This window comes from Variovorax sp. AC194, from assembly GCF_979257995.1.
On sequence record NZ_OZ409823.1, the window covers coordinates 5,215,250 to 5,228,543 of the forward strand.

Annotated in this window: 11 protein-coding genes; 1 reads left to right on the plus strand and 10 read right to left on the minus strand. The window is 68.0% G+C overall.

What is annotated here, in order from left to right; translation table 11 throughout:
• Nucleotides 1-6: 6 nt before the first annotated feature.
• From ACZYRS_RS24860 to ACZYRS_RS24880, 5 genes are read right to left on the minus strand one after another with little or no spacing between them, the layout of a single operon-like run.
• A complete protein-coding gene (locus ACZYRS_RS24860) occupies nt 7-507 on the minus strand; it encodes an aromatic-ring-hydroxylating dioxygenase subunit beta (protein ID WP_463421381.1) in 501 nt (166 codons plus the stop codon).
• Complete coding sequence (locus ACZYRS_RS24865) at nt 507-1,820, minus strand: aromatic ring-hydroxylating dioxygenase subunit alpha (protein WP_463421382.1); 1,314 nt, start codon at nt 1,818-1,820, stop codon at nt 507-509. The genes ACZYRS_RS24860 and ACZYRS_RS24865 overlap by 1 nt, the downstream gene beginning before the upstream one ends.
• Before the next feature lie 19 nt (nt 1,821-1,839).
• Nucleotides 1,840-2,832, minus strand: coding sequence for a PDR/VanB family oxidoreductase (locus tag ACZYRS_RS24870; RefSeq protein WP_463421383.1), 993 nt, complete (start codon nt 2,830-2,832; stop codon nt 1,840-1,842).
• Nucleotides 2,833-2,850: 18 nt separating this feature from the next.
• Nucleotides 2,851-4,362, minus strand: a complete 1,512-nt coding sequence (locus ACZYRS_RS24875; protein WP_463421384.1) for an indolepyruvate oxidoreductase subunit beta family protein — start codon at nt 4,360-4,362, stop codon at nt 2,851-2,853.
• A 4-nt stretch (nt 4,363-4,366) separates the two neighbouring features.
• Complete coding sequence (locus ACZYRS_RS24880) at nt 4,367-6,559, minus strand: thiamine pyrophosphate-dependent enzyme (RefSeq protein WP_463421385.1); 2,193 nt, start codon at nt 6,557-6,559, stop codon at nt 4,367-4,369.
• A 159-nt stretch (nt 6,560-6,718) separates the two neighbouring features.
• Between ACZYRS_RS24880 and ACZYRS_RS24885 the strand changes: the two genes are divergently transcribed.
• The gene (locus ACZYRS_RS24885; RefSeq protein ID WP_463421386.1) at nt 6,719-7,207 is read left to right on the plus strand and encodes a MarR family winged helix-turn-helix transcriptional regulator; all 489 of its coding nucleotides are present in this window, start codon (nt 6,719-6,721) and stop codon (nt 7,205-7,207) included.
• A gap of 7 nt (nt 7,208-7,214) precedes the next feature.
• On the opposite strand, the gene ACZYRS_RS24890 is transcribed toward ACZYRS_RS24885, so the two are convergent.
• From ACZYRS_RS24890 to ACZYRS_RS24910, 5 genes are all read right to left on the minus strand, one after another.
• Nucleotides 7,215-8,090 (minus strand): quinone oxidoreductase family protein, encoded by an 876-nt coding sequence (locus tag ACZYRS_RS24890; RefSeq protein ID WP_463421387.1) that lies wholly within the window; start codon nt 8,088-8,090, stop codon nt 7,215-7,217.
• Complete coding sequence (locus ACZYRS_RS24895) at nt 8,087-8,887, minus strand: alpha/beta fold hydrolase (RefSeq protein WP_463421388.1); 801 nt, start codon at nt 8,885-8,887, stop codon at nt 8,087-8,089. Before ACZYRS_RS24895 ends, ACZYRS_RS24890 begins: the two co-directional genes overlap by 4 nt.
• The gene (locus tag ACZYRS_RS24900; RefSeq protein WP_463421389.1) at nt 8,884-9,888 is read right to left on the minus strand and encodes a 3-hydroxybutyryl-CoA dehydrogenase; all 1,005 of its coding nucleotides are present in this window, start codon (nt 9,886-9,888) and stop codon (nt 8,884-8,886) included. Before ACZYRS_RS24900 ends, ACZYRS_RS24895 begins: the two co-directional genes overlap by 4 nt.
• Nucleotides 9,878-10,951: an NAD/NADP octopine/nopaline dehydrogenase family protein gene (locus tag ACZYRS_RS24905; RefSeq protein ID WP_463421390.1), complete on the minus strand. Its 1,074-nt coding sequence runs from the start codon at nt 10,949-10,951 to the stop codon at nt 9,878-9,880. The genes ACZYRS_RS24900 and ACZYRS_RS24905 overlap by 11 nt, the downstream gene beginning before the upstream one ends.
• Before the next feature lie 213 nt (nt 10,952-11,164).
• Entirely contained in the window at nt 11,165-13,111 is a 1,947-nt protein-coding gene (locus ACZYRS_RS24910) for a DEAD/DEAH box helicase (protein WP_463421391.1), read from the minus strand.
• Nucleotides 13,112-13,294: the final 183 nt, after the last annotated feature.

The window sequence follows — 13,294 nt, forward strand, 5'->3', positions numbered from 1 at the left end:
CGTCTTTTAGATGAAAAGCTGCACGGCCGGGAGCGCCGCGTCGCAGTTGAGCAGGTTCACGCGCTTGAGCGTCATGCGCAGCGCGCCGTCCTGCAGCGTGAGGTGATGGAAGAAGGTGCCGACGTAGAACTGCAACTCGTCGCCCTGCGATTCGGTGTAGTGGAAGCCGGTGCGCACCACGAAGCGGTTGCCCTCGGCATCGAAAGTCTCGACGACCGGCACCTGCAGCAGGTGATGGCAGCGGCTCGGCGGCTGCTGCGAAAACGCGCGCGGGCTCTTCATGCGCTCGATGCGCAGGTCGCGCAGCAGCTTGTCTTCGTAGAGGTGCGAGGTGTGGTTCAGGCCGTCTTCCTGGTCGGGCACGAGCGGTACCCAGTAGAAGGCGTCGTCGGTGAAGAGCGCGTTCCATTCTTCATAGCGGCGCGTGTCGAGCAGGTGCGCTTCGTTCACGACGAAGTCGATCAGGTCCTGGCGCGTGACTTGGGTGTCGGTGTCGGTGCCGGCCATCACATCGTCTCCGTCATGCGCTCGACCCAGCTGCGGTACTGGTTTCGCATCGGCAGCTCGTTGGTGCCGCCGGTGGTGATCTCGCCGCCCTTCAATTCCGACGCGTCGTAGTCGCGGTGCAGGCTCACCCACTCGTTGCCGCTCGCGTGCAGGCCCGCCTGCATGCCGCGGTACGCCTGCAGGTCGTCGTGCCCCACCACCGAGAACGGCGAGTTGATGAGCCGGTTGTACATGGTCGTGCGCTGCAGCAGCTCGGGCGGCGCGCCCTTCAGGCGAAAGGTCCAGCTCTCGATCAGCGTCTTGTCAGCCGAGATGGGCTTGACCACGCGGATCGCCTGGATCGCGCCCTTGATCGTGAGGTTCGGGTAGTACACGGTGTTGTGCCGCGCCATGCCCAGGATCTGCGCGGTCTTCTCTTCGCCGTAGCGCGCCTTCATGGCGTCGTCGTATTCGGGGATCGCCTTGTACTTGCTGTGGATGCTGAAGTGCACGCCCGTGAAGCTGTGGCCGTGGTCGTAGGTGCGGATGCCCATGTCCTCGAAGAACTTGTAGTCGGACATGAAAGGCACGAACTGCTCGACCGCCATCGGTTTGGGCGCGTCGGCCGGCTTGTCGGCCCACATGCGCTTGGCGGTGCCGGCCGAGGACTCGTGCGCCACCATCGGGTGCATGGTGTCGTTCAGGTTCTCCACGAACATCTTCCAGTTGCACTGGTGCACGAAGCGGAGGCACCCGCCGGCGATTTCGAGTTCGCCCTCGGGCGAGCGGTCGGCCATGTTGTCGATGGAGCTGAGCGAATCGCCGAAGTACGCCTCGAAGTCGGGGCCCGCGTCGTTGATCTTCACGAAGATGAAGCCGCGGTGGCTGCGCACGTGCTTGAGCGTCGTCAGGCCCTTGGCCGATTCGCACTCGTGCAGCGCGGTGTTCTCGTAGCCGGTCTTCAGCGGAATCGCCAGCAGCGAGCCATCGGTCTTGAAGGTCCACGCGTGGTAGGGGCAGCGGAAGAACTTGCCGGTGTTGCCGCAGGGCGCGCTCACCAGGCGCGAGCCCTTGTGGGCGCAGCGGTTCATCATCGCGCGCACGCTGCCGTCGGTGTGGCGCACCACGATCAGCGGGCGGCCGGCGATCTCGTTGCTGATCCAGTCGCCGGGCTTGGGCAGCTGGCTCTCGTGGCCGACGTAGTTCCAGGTGTTGGCGAAGAAGTGTTCCTGCTCCAGCTCGAACAGTTCCTGGCTGGTGTAGAGGTCGCGATGCACGCGGTCGTTCTGAACGAGCGCGCGGACGGCATCCGGGTTGTCTCTGTAGGAAGGCATGTTCTCGTGGCTCCTTGCTTCAGATGTCGAGCACCAGGCGCGCACCCTTGGCGCGCGAGATGCAGATCTGCATGACGTTGCCCTCGGCCTTCTCGCGGGCGGTGAGCACGTAGTCGCGGTGATCGATCTCGCCTTCGAGCACGGGCACGGCGCACACGCCGCATTCGCCGCGCTTGCAGTCGAACATCGGGTCGCAGCCGTTGTCGATTAGGCAGTCCAGGATGCTCTGGTCGGCTGCGACGGTGAAGCGCTGGCCCGATTGCGCGAGCTCCACCTCGAAAGGCTGGTCGCCCGCTTCGGCGACCGGTTCGGTGAAAAGCTCGAAGTGCACGCGGTCGTGCTCCCAGCCGCGGGCCTGGGTGCGGGCGAGCACCGCGTCGAGCATGACCTTGGGGCCGCAGACGTAGAGGCGGTCGCCGGAGGGCACATCGTCGAGCAGCGCGTCGATGTCGAGCGGCGCGCCGGCTTCGGCATCCGTGTGCACGCGCAGGTCGTCGCCCAGCAGCGCCTGCAGCTCGGGCAGGAAGGCCATCAGCTCGCGGCTGCGGCCGGCGTAGTGCATGCGCACGGGCGCCTCTTCGGCGCGGCGGCGCGCGGCCATGGAGGCGAGCGGCGTGACGCCGATGCCGCCCGCGACCAGCACAGAGCCGCCGGGGCCGGTGTGCAGCGGAAAGTCGTTCTTCGGCGCTTCGATGGCCAGCGTGTCGCCCTCCTTCAGTCCGTCGTGCATGAAGCGCGAGCCGCCGCGGCCTTCGGCCTCCTTGCGCACGGCGATCACGTACTCGGTCGGTGCGTTCGTCGCGTTGCGCGCGGTCGCGAAGTTGATCAGCGAGTAGTGGCGCCAGTCGGTCTTGCCGTCGGGCAGCGACACCTGCACGCGGATGTGCGCGCCGGCCGCGAAGCCCGGCAGCGGACGGCCGTCTTCGGCGCGCAGGCGCAGCATGCGGATCAGCGGATTGAGGTCGCGCGCCTCGGTGACGCGAAGTTGAAGCGTGGCGGTGGGAGCGGTCATCGTGCGTCCGTTGTCTCTTCAGGCCAGCGCGTGCTGCGCCAGCGCAGCCTGCAGCTTGTGGCCGTGTTCGTCGGCGAGCGCCGCATCGCGCAGCTCTCGCAAGGTGGCGGGCGCGAGTTGCGCGCCGGCGCGCTCGACCGCGCGCATCACCGTGTCGTAATTGCGGATGCCGCGCTCGTGCGTGTCGCTGTAGCCCTTGACCAGGCGCTGGCACTGCGCGAGCTCGACGGCCAACTCGGGGTTGCGCTGCGCGGTGGCGGCGATGCGCTGCAGCCATTCCTCGATGCGGCGGTTTTCTTCGGCGTAGCGCATGGTCGAGCGGCGCCAGCGCTTCATCGCGGCCACGGTGCGCAGCATGAGGTAGCCGCGCAGCGAGCTGGTCCGGATCACGCGGCCTTTCTGCGTGAAGCGCTCGACGATCTTCTTGGGCGCCGAGGAGTTCATGAGCCAGCGGCCGATGCCGCCCGGCAGCGTCTCGCAGATTTCCTGCAGGCGCGGGTGCATGTATTCGTTGATCGCGAGCACCTGGCCCGGCTGCACGCGGGTCTCGCCGCGCACGCGCTCGAAGCGGGTCGCGCGGGTCTTGAGGGCCGCCACGCGGGCGGTGTCTTCGTAGGACATCCAGAGGGCGAGATGGCGTGCGGTCTCGCGCAGCAGGCGGTGGTCGCCGGTGCCCGGCAGGGCGGCGATGGCGGCCATCCGGTCCAGGTACAGGCCGGCGTAGGCCAGGTCCTGGTAATCGATGAGGCGGCGCACGCCTTCGAGCAGGAAGTCTTGCGCGGCGAGGGGAAAGTCGTGCTGCACGCGTTCGACCAGCGCGCGCACGGCCGGGTGACGGGGCTGTGGCGTTGGCGTGGCCAGCGCGGCTTCCGGCGGTGTCTCGCCATCGTCGCCGGCTTGCGCGCGAGCGAACGCACCGCCGAAGGCCTTGAGGCTGGGCTTCACGCCCACGCCGCCGCGCTCGATGGTCGCTTCGAACTGCGCGCGGCTGAACGGCAGCACGCCCGAGCCCGCCAGCGCGCCGAAGAGCACGGCACTGATCACGCTGCCCGAAGCTTCGGCGGCCTGTGCCATGTCGAAGCGGATGAAGCGCTTGGCGGCCTTGGCCGTGTGCGCGAGAAGCTGCGCGCTGTCGACCCGGCCGTCACCGAGCGCGCTCTTCTCCGCGATGGAGAACACGCGGTGCGTGGAGGCGATGAGCGTGGTGCGGTCGTTGGTGACGAGGCCGCGCTGCACGGCACGGCCGGCTTCCATGAGTTCGGAGGCGAGCACCACATCGACGTCGCCGGGCAATGGCATCAGCGCCAGCACGGGCCGGCCGCCGTCCACGTCGGCTTGTGCCGTCGGATAGAGCTCGACGTAGTAGATCGTCGCGCCCGTGCGCTGCGCCACGCCAGGTACCGAGGTGGTCTGGGCCACATAGCCGTTGGCCTCGCCCATGTCCACGATCCAGTCGGCCAGCACGCCGCCGCCCTCCCCGCCCATGGCGAGGATCGCGATCTTGATCGGTTGGGCCTTGGTGTTCGTCATCGCTTCAGAAGGCATAGGTTTCGCGGCGGCGGGCTTCGCCGCGCTGCAGCCAGCCGATGACGGCGCTGCGCACGCGCTCGCGCAGCTTGTCCCAGCCTGTCGGGTTGCTCACGATCTGCGCCTTGTAGAACGAGGGGCACAGCACCGCGGCATGCGAGACCTCGCCGCACACGCCGCAGCCCACGCAGCTGTCGAGCACGGCCGCGACCGGGTCGGTGCGCAGCGGATCGGGGTTGGGCTTGATGGAGAGCGAGGGGCAGCCCGACAGGCGGATGCACGAGTGGTCGCCGGTGCAGGTGTCCGAATCGACGCCGAACTTCTCGCGCACCATGCGCTTGCCATCGGCGATGGCCTTGCGCACCAGCGGCTTCTCGCGGCGCTGCTTGTTGAGCATGCACTCCGACTGCGCGATCAGGACCTTGGGGCCCTTCTTCGTGGTGGTGAGCGCTTCTTTCAGCGCATCGCGCATGCCGGCCACGTCGTAGGTGCGGCGCAGCGTCTTCACCCATTCCACGCCGACGCCGCGCACGGCACGCTCGATTTCGTGTCCGGTGCTGCGCGTCTTGTTGACGGCGTTCGACGAGAGGATGTCCTGCCCGCCGGTGGCAGAGGTGTAGTTGTTGTCGACGACGATGGTGAGGTTGTCGCTCTTGTTGAAGACCGAGTTCGCCACGCCGCTGGTGAGGCCGTTGTGCCAGAAGCCGCCGTCGCCCATCATCGAGATCGCGCGCTTGCCGGCCGGCGCGTTGAGCGCCGAGGCGCCGGCGCCGCCGAGGCCGTAGCCCATGGTGGTGTTGCCGATGTTGAAGGGCGGCAGGATCGAGAACAGGTGGCAGCCGATGTCGGCGCTCACGTGGTGCGCGCCGAGTTCGCGCTCGACCAGCTTCATCGCGCTGAAGATCGGGCGTTCGGGGCAGCCGGTGCAAAAACCCGGCGGCCGCGCGTGCACGACATCGCCGAGTGCCGAGGATGGCATCGCCGGTTCGGGCGCGGCATCGACGCCGATGGCGGCCACTTCCTTCAGCGGAATCACCTTGCGCACCGGTACGGGCACTGGCAGCGGCGCGAGGCGTTCGTATCGCTCGCAGAAAGTGCGCGCACCTTTCAACAGTTCGGAAGATGTGTACTCGCCCGCGACCGGCAGCATGTCCTTGCCGTGCAGCGCGGTGGTGGAGCCGGCCTGGCGCAGGATGGTCGCGAGGTTCTGCTCGACGAAGTTGGGCTGGCCCTCTTCCACGATCAGCACCGCGCGCTTGCCTTCGCAGAAGCGGATGACTTCGCTCTCGATGACCGGATAGGCCACGTTCATCACATAGAGCGGCACCTTGGTGTTGCCGTACACGTCGGCGAGGTCCAGCCGCTCCAGTGCGCGCAGCAGCGTGTTGTAGCTGCCGCCCTGCACGATGATGCCGATGTCGTCGGCGTCTTCGGAGAAGAACTCGTTGAGCTGGCGCTCCTCGATGAAGCGCACCGCGGCGGGCCAGCGGTCCTTCACCTTTTCCTGTTCGTGCACGAAGCTCGCGGGCGGCAGCACGATGCGGCTGACGTCGCGCTGCGGGTTCTCCAGCGCCTCCTGCAGCGTGAACTTTGCGCGCTTGTTGTCGCCGGCGATGAAGTGCCCGTGCACGTGGCAGGCGCGGATGCGCAACTGCAGCATCACGGGCGTGTTGCTGGCCTCGGAGAGATCGAAGCCGGTCTTCACCGCATCGACGATGCTCGGGAGGTTCGGGCGCGGATCGAGCAGCCAGATCTGCGACTTCATCGCGAACGCGTGGCTGCGCTCCTGCATGATCGACGAGCCTTCGCCGTAGTCCTCGCCCACGATGATGAGCGCGCCGCCGGTCACGCCGCCCGAGGCGAGGTTGGCCAGCGCGTCGGAGGCGACGTTGGTGCCTACGGTGGCCTTGAAGGTGACGGCGCCGCGCAGCGGGTAGTTGACCGAGGCGGCGAGCGTGGCGGCGGCGGTGGCTTCGCTCGCGCTGTTCTCGAAGCGGATGCCCTGCTCGGCGAGGATGTCCTGCGCATCGGCCAGCACGTCCATCAGGTGCGAGATGGGCGCTCCCTGGTAGCCCGCGACGTAGGAAACGCCTGACTCCAGCAAGGCCTTGGTGACCGCCAGAATGCCTTCTCCGCGAAATACATCGCCACCCGAAAGCCGCAGCTTCTTGACTTCCTCGACGAACGAACGCTCAGCCATGTGGGTCCTTTTTCTTTCTCGTGGGAGGATGCGCTTCAGGTGCCACATCACGCTTTCTATAATGTTGACAAATGAATGTATCCACAATCATGAATTACCCTAGACATGCAAGCAGCGTGCCCGAAGCTGGTTTGGCGTGCCGGGCTGTGAGGTGCCTTCATGGCTGAGCAGGACCCGTCCGCCGAATCGCATCGCTTCGTCGACGACTACCTGCCGGCGCTGCTCGCGCAGGCGAGCCAGCTGATCTCTTCGGAGTTCCACGAGGTGGCGCGGCAGCAAGGCTTCTCGGTGTCGGAGTGGCGCGTGATGGCGTCGCTCGCGGGCAGCGAGCCGATCAGCATCGGCCAGCTCGCGCAGGTGACCGTGACCAAGCAGCCGACGGTGACGCGCCTGCTGGACCGCATGGAGTCGCGTGGACAGGTGGAGCGCCTGCCCCACGAGAGTGACCGCCGCATCACGCTGGTGCGCATCACGCGCAAGGGCCTGAAGGCCGTCGAGCACCTGATGGAACTGGCGCGCGAGCACGAGCGCCGCGTGCTCGAACCCTTCGGCCTGCGGCGGGCCGAAGAACTCAAGGAGACGCTGCGAAGAATGATCGAACTGCACGTGCATGTGCCGCTCGAGGAGCCGGAACCGGAAGAAGACTGAAGTCGGTCTACGGCACGAGCACCGCGCGGCCGCGATGGCCGCGTTGCGCAATCCAGTCGAGCGCCTTGGCGGCGTCGGCCAGCGCGAAGGCCTGCACGTCGAGATGCAGGCGGCCATCGGCCAATCGCGCGAGCAACTCGGGCGCGGCGGCGCGGCCCGCGGCCTCCCGCCTGAACATGTTGAGCGGCAGCAGCGCGACGTCGCGCTGCAGGAAGTGCGCGATGTCCAGTTGCAGCGTGGGACCGGCGGTGTAGCCGATCAGCACGGCGCGACCGCCAGGGCGCACGGCGGGCAGAGACGCTGCGAGGACGTTGCCGCCGACCGTGTCGATGAGCAGGTCGGCGCTGGCAGCGGCAGGTGCGACGCCCGGATCGACCGGCGTCACCGTGCACCCTGCATCGCGCGCGAGTTGCATCACGAGAGAACCCACCGCGCCGCTCGCCCCCGTCACCAGCACTTGCTCTCCGGCCTGCAGCTTCGCGACGTCATGCAGCGCCACCCATGCCGACGTGGTGGGCGAGAAGAACGCGGCGCCCAGCACCATCGGCAACGCATCGGGCAAGAGGCCGAGCGCTTCGTCGGGCGCATCGATCAGCTCGCACCAGGTGCCGTCGAACAGGGTACCCAGGCCGCTGCCGCGCAACCACACGCGTTGCCCGGCCTCGTAGCGTTCGCTCGCGACGACGATGCCGGCGGCTTCCACGCCCGGCGTGTAGGGCAACGGCGGATGCCGCAGAAAGCTGCCGCGCCACACGGTGCGGTCGATGTGGCCGACCGTGGCGGCCTGCATGCGGACGATGGTGCGGCCTGGGCGCGCGACGGGATCGGCCACCTCTTCCAGCGCGGGCACTGCATCGAAACCGTGGATGCGGACAGCTTTCATGGCAGCGTCGAAAGCAAGTCGAGCACCGTTCGCGCGAAGGCTTCGGGCATCTGGTCCGGCAGGGGCACCATGCCGCCTTCGATGTCGACGATGCGCGCGTGCGGCAGGTGGTGCTGCAGCTCGGCCGCATGCGGTGCGGCGAACGGATCGTCGGTGGCGCGGATGATGAGCGTCGGTTGCGTCACGCGGCCGATGCGGTCTTCCATGCGGTAGGACGCGACGGCGCGATGGCCCTCTTCCACGCGATGGCCGACCTTCAATGCATCGAGCACGAAGGCTTCGAGCAACTCCGGTCGTCCCACCGGATAGAAGCCCTGGCGCTTCTGCCACAGCGCGGCGAGATGGCTGCCGTCTTCGCTCGGCGCCACCTCATCGATGGGCGGCCGCTGGGCGCGCGCGATGCGGAAGGGTTCGTCGGTGTACGGCGTGGACGACAGCACGAGGCCGCGCACGCGGTCCGCAAATGCAGCCGCCAGCTCGATCGCGACAACGCCGCCCGTGTGATGGCCCACGACATCGGCCTGCCGGACGCCCAGCGCATCGAGCAGCTCGCACGCCACGCGCGCCCATTGCTCGATGCTCGCGGGCACACCGCCATCCGCGGAATCGCCGAAGCCTGCGGTGTCCATCGCGATGGCGCGATAGCGCACGCCGAGCAGCGGAAGCACCGCGCGGTATTCGGCCCAGCTGCGCGGCGACTGATGCAACAGCAGCACCGCGGGCGCACTCGCATCGCCGCACGTCGCGTAGTGCACCTGCCCTACCGACAGGTCGGCAAAAGCGCGGCGGATCGTCATGACAGCGTCTCGCCGGCGGGCGCGCGCCAGAGGCCGGCGTGCTTCAGCTCGCCGAGCGTGCGCGAGAGCACGTCGCGCCGGTACGCGGCGATGTCGCGGCCTTCGTAGTCGTAGAAGCCGCTGCCGCTCTTGAGGCCGAGGCGCCCCTCGGAGACCATGCGATCGACGATGGCGGGCGCGGTGTAGCGGCCCTTGTCGATCGAGGCGGACATCTCGCGGCTCGCGTGATGCAGGATGTCGCAGCCGCCGAAGTCGATGAACTCGACGACGCCGAGCGCGGCGAAGCGCAGGCCGAGGCCGTAGCGCGTGGCCTTGTCGATTTCCTCGGCGGTGGCGGCGCCCTCCTCGATCATGCGGGCCGCCTCGTTCATCACCAGCGCCTGCAGGCGCGGCACGATGTAGCCGGGCGATGCGCCGCAGACCACGGGGAGCTTGCCGATCGCCTCCATCAGCGCCTTGGTGCGTGCGAGCACGCCAGCGTCGGTGCCCGGGTGGCAGCTGAGTTCCACCACGGGAATCACATACGCCGGGTTGAGCCAGTGCATGTTGAGAAAGCGTTCGGGCAGCCGCACCAGCGCCGCGAGCTGCGTCACGAGGATGCTGCTGGTGGTCGAGGTGAGGATCGCGTCGTCGCGGCAATGGCGGTTCAGGTGCTCGAAGGCTTCGCGCTTGGCCTCCATGGTTTCGGGGACGCCTTCGAACACGAGCTCGGCCGCGGCGAGCGCCTGCGGAGCGGCCGCGGCATTCACGAAGTCCACGCGCGCGGCGATGGGCTGGATCTGCGCCGCATCGATCACGCCGAGTTGCGCGAGGCCTGCGAGGCTGGCCTCGATCTCCGCCTTCGCTTCGCCCTGCAGGCGCTGCCAGGCCTCGTCGTTGCGCGGACGCAGGTCGATCAGCGAGATGCGGTGGCCGGCGTATGCGAACGCGATCGCGATGCCGCGCCCCATGCGGCCGGCGCCGACGGCGGCGAAGCGGGGCAGCGCGCGCTCATTGGCCATCGTGCAGCCTCTCCTTGAGTTGTGCCGCGCTCAGGTCGGCGAGGCCCAGGCTCTCGAAAGTGCGCGGGCCGTGGCGCAGGTCGCGGCCGAGAAAACCGCCGACGATGGCCAGCAGGCCGTGCGCGATGGGCGCGTCCACGCCCGCATGGCGCGCGGCCGAGGCCAGGAAGGCCAGGCCCAGCTCGGTGTCTTCGGTGATGTAGCGGTGCGTGTGCAGGTCGATGTTCTCGCGCCAGTCGCCCGACTTGACGAGTTGCTTGTGCGCGTCGCCGTACATCCACTGGTCGTTGTTGTAGTGGTCGGCCAGCGGGTAGTGCGGCGCGCCCTGGCCGAAGGCTTCGCGCACGGCCATGCGTTCGCGGTCGAGCCGGTCGGTCACGTCGCGCACCGCGCGTTGCGTGCCTTCGTTGTGGATGTCCCAGCGCTCGAAGTGCTGCAGCGGCGCGGCGTTCATCACCATCAGCGGCGGGTGGATGACGGGGCCTGCGTTCATCAGCGCACCCGAGAGCGCGTCGCCGCAACCGTGCACGGCCGGGTAGGCCTTGCGGATCACCGCGATCGCCTCGGCCTCCTTGCGCGCGGGGTAGACGCCGGTCGGCAGGCGGATGGCGCGGATGGTGACGTTCACTTCGCGCTCGCCGTGCTTGCGCGCGAGGTACGGCAGGGTGCCGGTCTCGGCCCAGGCCACGTCGGCGCGGTTGCCGGCCTCTTTCACCGTGCGCGCCATCACGTAGCTGCCGAAGGTGCCGGGCGGCAGGAAAACGACCTGGCCGTCGACCAGGTGCGGGGCCATGGCGAGCGCGATGTCGTGCTGGGCGATGGCGGGGGTGGGGATGACGATCAGCTCCGCATCTTTCAGCGCCGCGGCGATGTCGGCGGTGGCGAGCGCGAGCGGCACCTCGCGCGCACCATCGGCATCCTTCAGCGTGATCGCGCCGGCTTGCACGACCGCCTCGAGCGCAGCGGCATCGCGACGCCACAGGCGCACCTCGTGGCCGGCTTCGGACAGGTCCGCGGCGGCTGCGTAGGCGCCGTGACCACCGCCAAGAATCGCAATTTTCATGTTCGGAATTTGAAAAGCAGATGTCGATGAACCGGCAGCCGCGGCGCGGACCGGGGAGCAATGCGCTATTACATTACTTTTCATCGATTCATAAGTCAATCAAATATCGCTTCCAAAGCCCCCTCGGAAACCCGCAATGAAAAAGCCCGCGCTTCTTGCGAAGCGCGGGCTTTCTTTTTGGGCAAAGCGGTGGGTCGGCCGCTCTGGAATGGATCAGCGCGAGGGCTTGAACGCACGCTTTTGTGCGTCGCGGGGCACGAACACCTTGCCCGGGCCGCCATGGCCTGCGCCATTGCCGCGCGGTGCGAAACCTTCGCGGGGAGCGAAGCCTTCACGGGGCGCGAAGCCGCCGTCGCCGCGGCCACCGCCGTGGTGACCTTGGCCGTGGCCGCCGCGGGGGGCGCTGTCGCCCCAGCCGGGCTTGCGGCCGTAGCCTGCGCCACCGCCGTTGTTGCCGCCGTCGTCACGACCGCCGCCGAAGCCGGCGTTGTTGCCGCCCTGGAAGCCGCGCGGCCCCTGGTGACCCTGGCTCGGCGCCGGGCCGCGTGCATTGCGGTCGTTGAAGCCGCTGGCGCCGGCATAGCCGCCGCCGTTGTTGCCGCGGTAGCCACCGCCGCCGCCTGCACCGCCATTGCCGAACTTGCGGTCGCGCGACTGGTTGTCGCCGCGGCCACCGCGGTACTCGCCCATCGGGGGGCGCGACTGCGGCATGCGCTGTTGCGGCTCGAGGCCGGCAACCACTTCAGCCTTGAACTGCTGGCGGCTGTATTGCTCGATGTCCATGATCTTGCGGCGATCGCGGAACTCGGCAAACGTGATGGCCAGGCCATCGCGGCCGGCACGGCCGGTGCGGCCGATGCGGTGGGTGTAGTCCTCGGCCTTCATCGGCAGGCCGAAGTTGAAGACGTGGGTGATGGTCGGCACGTCGATGCCGCGGGCGGCAACGTCGGTGGCCACCAGGATCTGCACCTGGCCCTGGCGCAGCGCCATCAGGCGGCGGTTGCGCAGGCCCTGGCTCAGGGCGCCGTGCAGCGCCACGGCGCTGAAGCCTTCTTGCTGCAGGTCGTTGGCGAGGCCGTCGCACTCGACTTGCGTGCTGGCGAACACGATCGCCTGGTTGATGCTGGTGTCGCGCAGCCAGTGGTCCAGGAGCTTGCGCTTGTGCTGGCTGTTGTCGGCCCAGTACAGCGATTGCTTGATGTTGGCGTGCTTTTCCTGCGGGCTGTCGATGGTCACGCGCTGCGGCTCGCGCATCACGCGCTGGGCCAGCTGCTGGATGCGCGGCGCGAAGGTGGCGCTGAACATCATCGTTTGCTGGCGCTCGATGGTGAGCTGGTTGACTTCGGCCAGGTCGTCGGAGAAGCCCAGGTCGAGCATGCGGTCGGCTTCGTCGACCACCAGGAACTTGACCTGGTCGAGCTTGAGTTGCTGCGAGCGTTGCAGGTCGAGCAGACGGCCGGGCGTGGCAACCACGAGGTCGGCGTTCTGCAGCTTGGCGATCTGCAGCTGGTAAGGCATGCCGCCCACCACGTTGGCGATGCGAAGACCGCGGCAATGGCGAACCAGTTCGATGGCGTCGTGCGCGACTTGCTGCGCGAGTTCGCGCGTCGGGCACAGGATCAGGGCGCCGGGGGTGGCGGCCTTGAAGTGGCGGGCGTTGGTCGGGTCCTTGCGCTTGGGCTTCTTCGGCGCGACTTCACCGCGGGCAACGGCTTCGGCGGCCAGGCGCTGGAACTCGGCCTTGGCTTCGGCTTCGGCTTCGGCCTGGCGCTTGAGCAGCGTGTGCAGCACGGGCAGCAGGAAGGCTGCGGTCTTGCCCGAACCGGTCTGGCTGGAGACCATCAGGTCGACGAAACGGGCCTTGCCGTCCTGGCCGACTTCGCCGCCCATGGCGAGCGGGATCACCTTGTCTTGCACGGTGGTCGGCTGGGTGAAGCCCAGGTCGGCCACGGCGGCGATCAGTTCGGGTGCGAGGCCCAGGCGGATGAAGCCGTTGGGCAGGCTCGGTTCCTGTTCGACCGCGGCGGCCTCGGGGGCGGCTGCATCGAGCGCCTCGAGGATCGGCGCTTCGGACACAGTGTCCACAGCGGCGGTGAATTCGTTGTTGGTAGAGGATTGCACAGGCGCGAACTCGCCCTGCGCTTCAAAAGCGTCGGTCATGTAGATATCAATCTCAAACGCGAGCGCTGCCGTAGGCGGCGCCCCGTTGGTGGTTAAAAACATCAACCATCCAACGACATTCAGCTTCCGGCTAACGCCTGAGGCTGTGGCCCTTTTTGATCAGCGAATGCGATCGGGCGCGGTGTGCAAGATAGGGAGATGCAAGAGACGCTGATCTGTGTC

Coding starts and splice junctions, on each gene's coding strand:
- ACZYRS_RS24860 (WP_463421381.1), bottom strand. CDS start 507: ATGGCCGGCACCGACACCGACACCCAAGTCACGCGCCAGGACCTGATC.
- ACZYRS_RS24875 (WP_463421384.1), bottom strand. CDS start 4,362: ATGACGAACACCAAGGCCCAACCGATCAAGATCGCGATCCTCGCCATG.
- ACZYRS_RS24895 (WP_463421388.1), bottom strand. CDS start 8,887: ATGACGATCCGCCGCGCTTTTGCCGACCTGTCGGTAGGGCAGGTGCAC.
- ACZYRS_RS24890 (WP_463421387.1), bottom strand. CDS start 8,090: ATGAAAGCTGTCCGCATCCACGGTTTCGATGCAGTGCCCGCGCTGGAA.
- ACZYRS_RS24865 (WP_463421382.1), bottom strand. CDS start 1,820: ATGCCTTCCTACAGAGACAACCCGGATGCCGTCCGCGCGCTCGTTCAG.
- ACZYRS_RS24910 (WP_463421391.1), bottom strand. CDS start 13,111: ATGACCGACGCTTTTGAAGCGCAGGGCGAGTTCGCGCCTGTGCAATCC.
- ACZYRS_RS24905 (WP_463421390.1), bottom strand. CDS start 10,951: ATGAAAATTGCGATTCTTGGCGGTGGTCACGGCGCCTACGCAGCCGCC.
- ACZYRS_RS24885 (WP_463421386.1), top strand. CDS start 6,719: ATGGCTGAGCAGGACCCGTCCGCCGAATCGCATCGCTTCGTCGACGAC.
- ACZYRS_RS24870 (WP_463421383.1), bottom strand. CDS start 2,832: ATGACCGCTCCCACCGCCACGCTTCAACTTCGCGTCACCGAGGCGCGC.
- ACZYRS_RS24880 (WP_463421385.1), bottom strand. CDS start 6,559: ATGGCTGAGCGTTCGTTCGTCGAGGAAGTCAAGAAGCTGCGGCTTTCG.
- ACZYRS_RS24900 (WP_463421389.1), bottom strand. CDS start 9,888: ATGGCCAATGAGCGCGCGCTGCCCCGCTTCGCCGCCGTCGGCGCCGGC.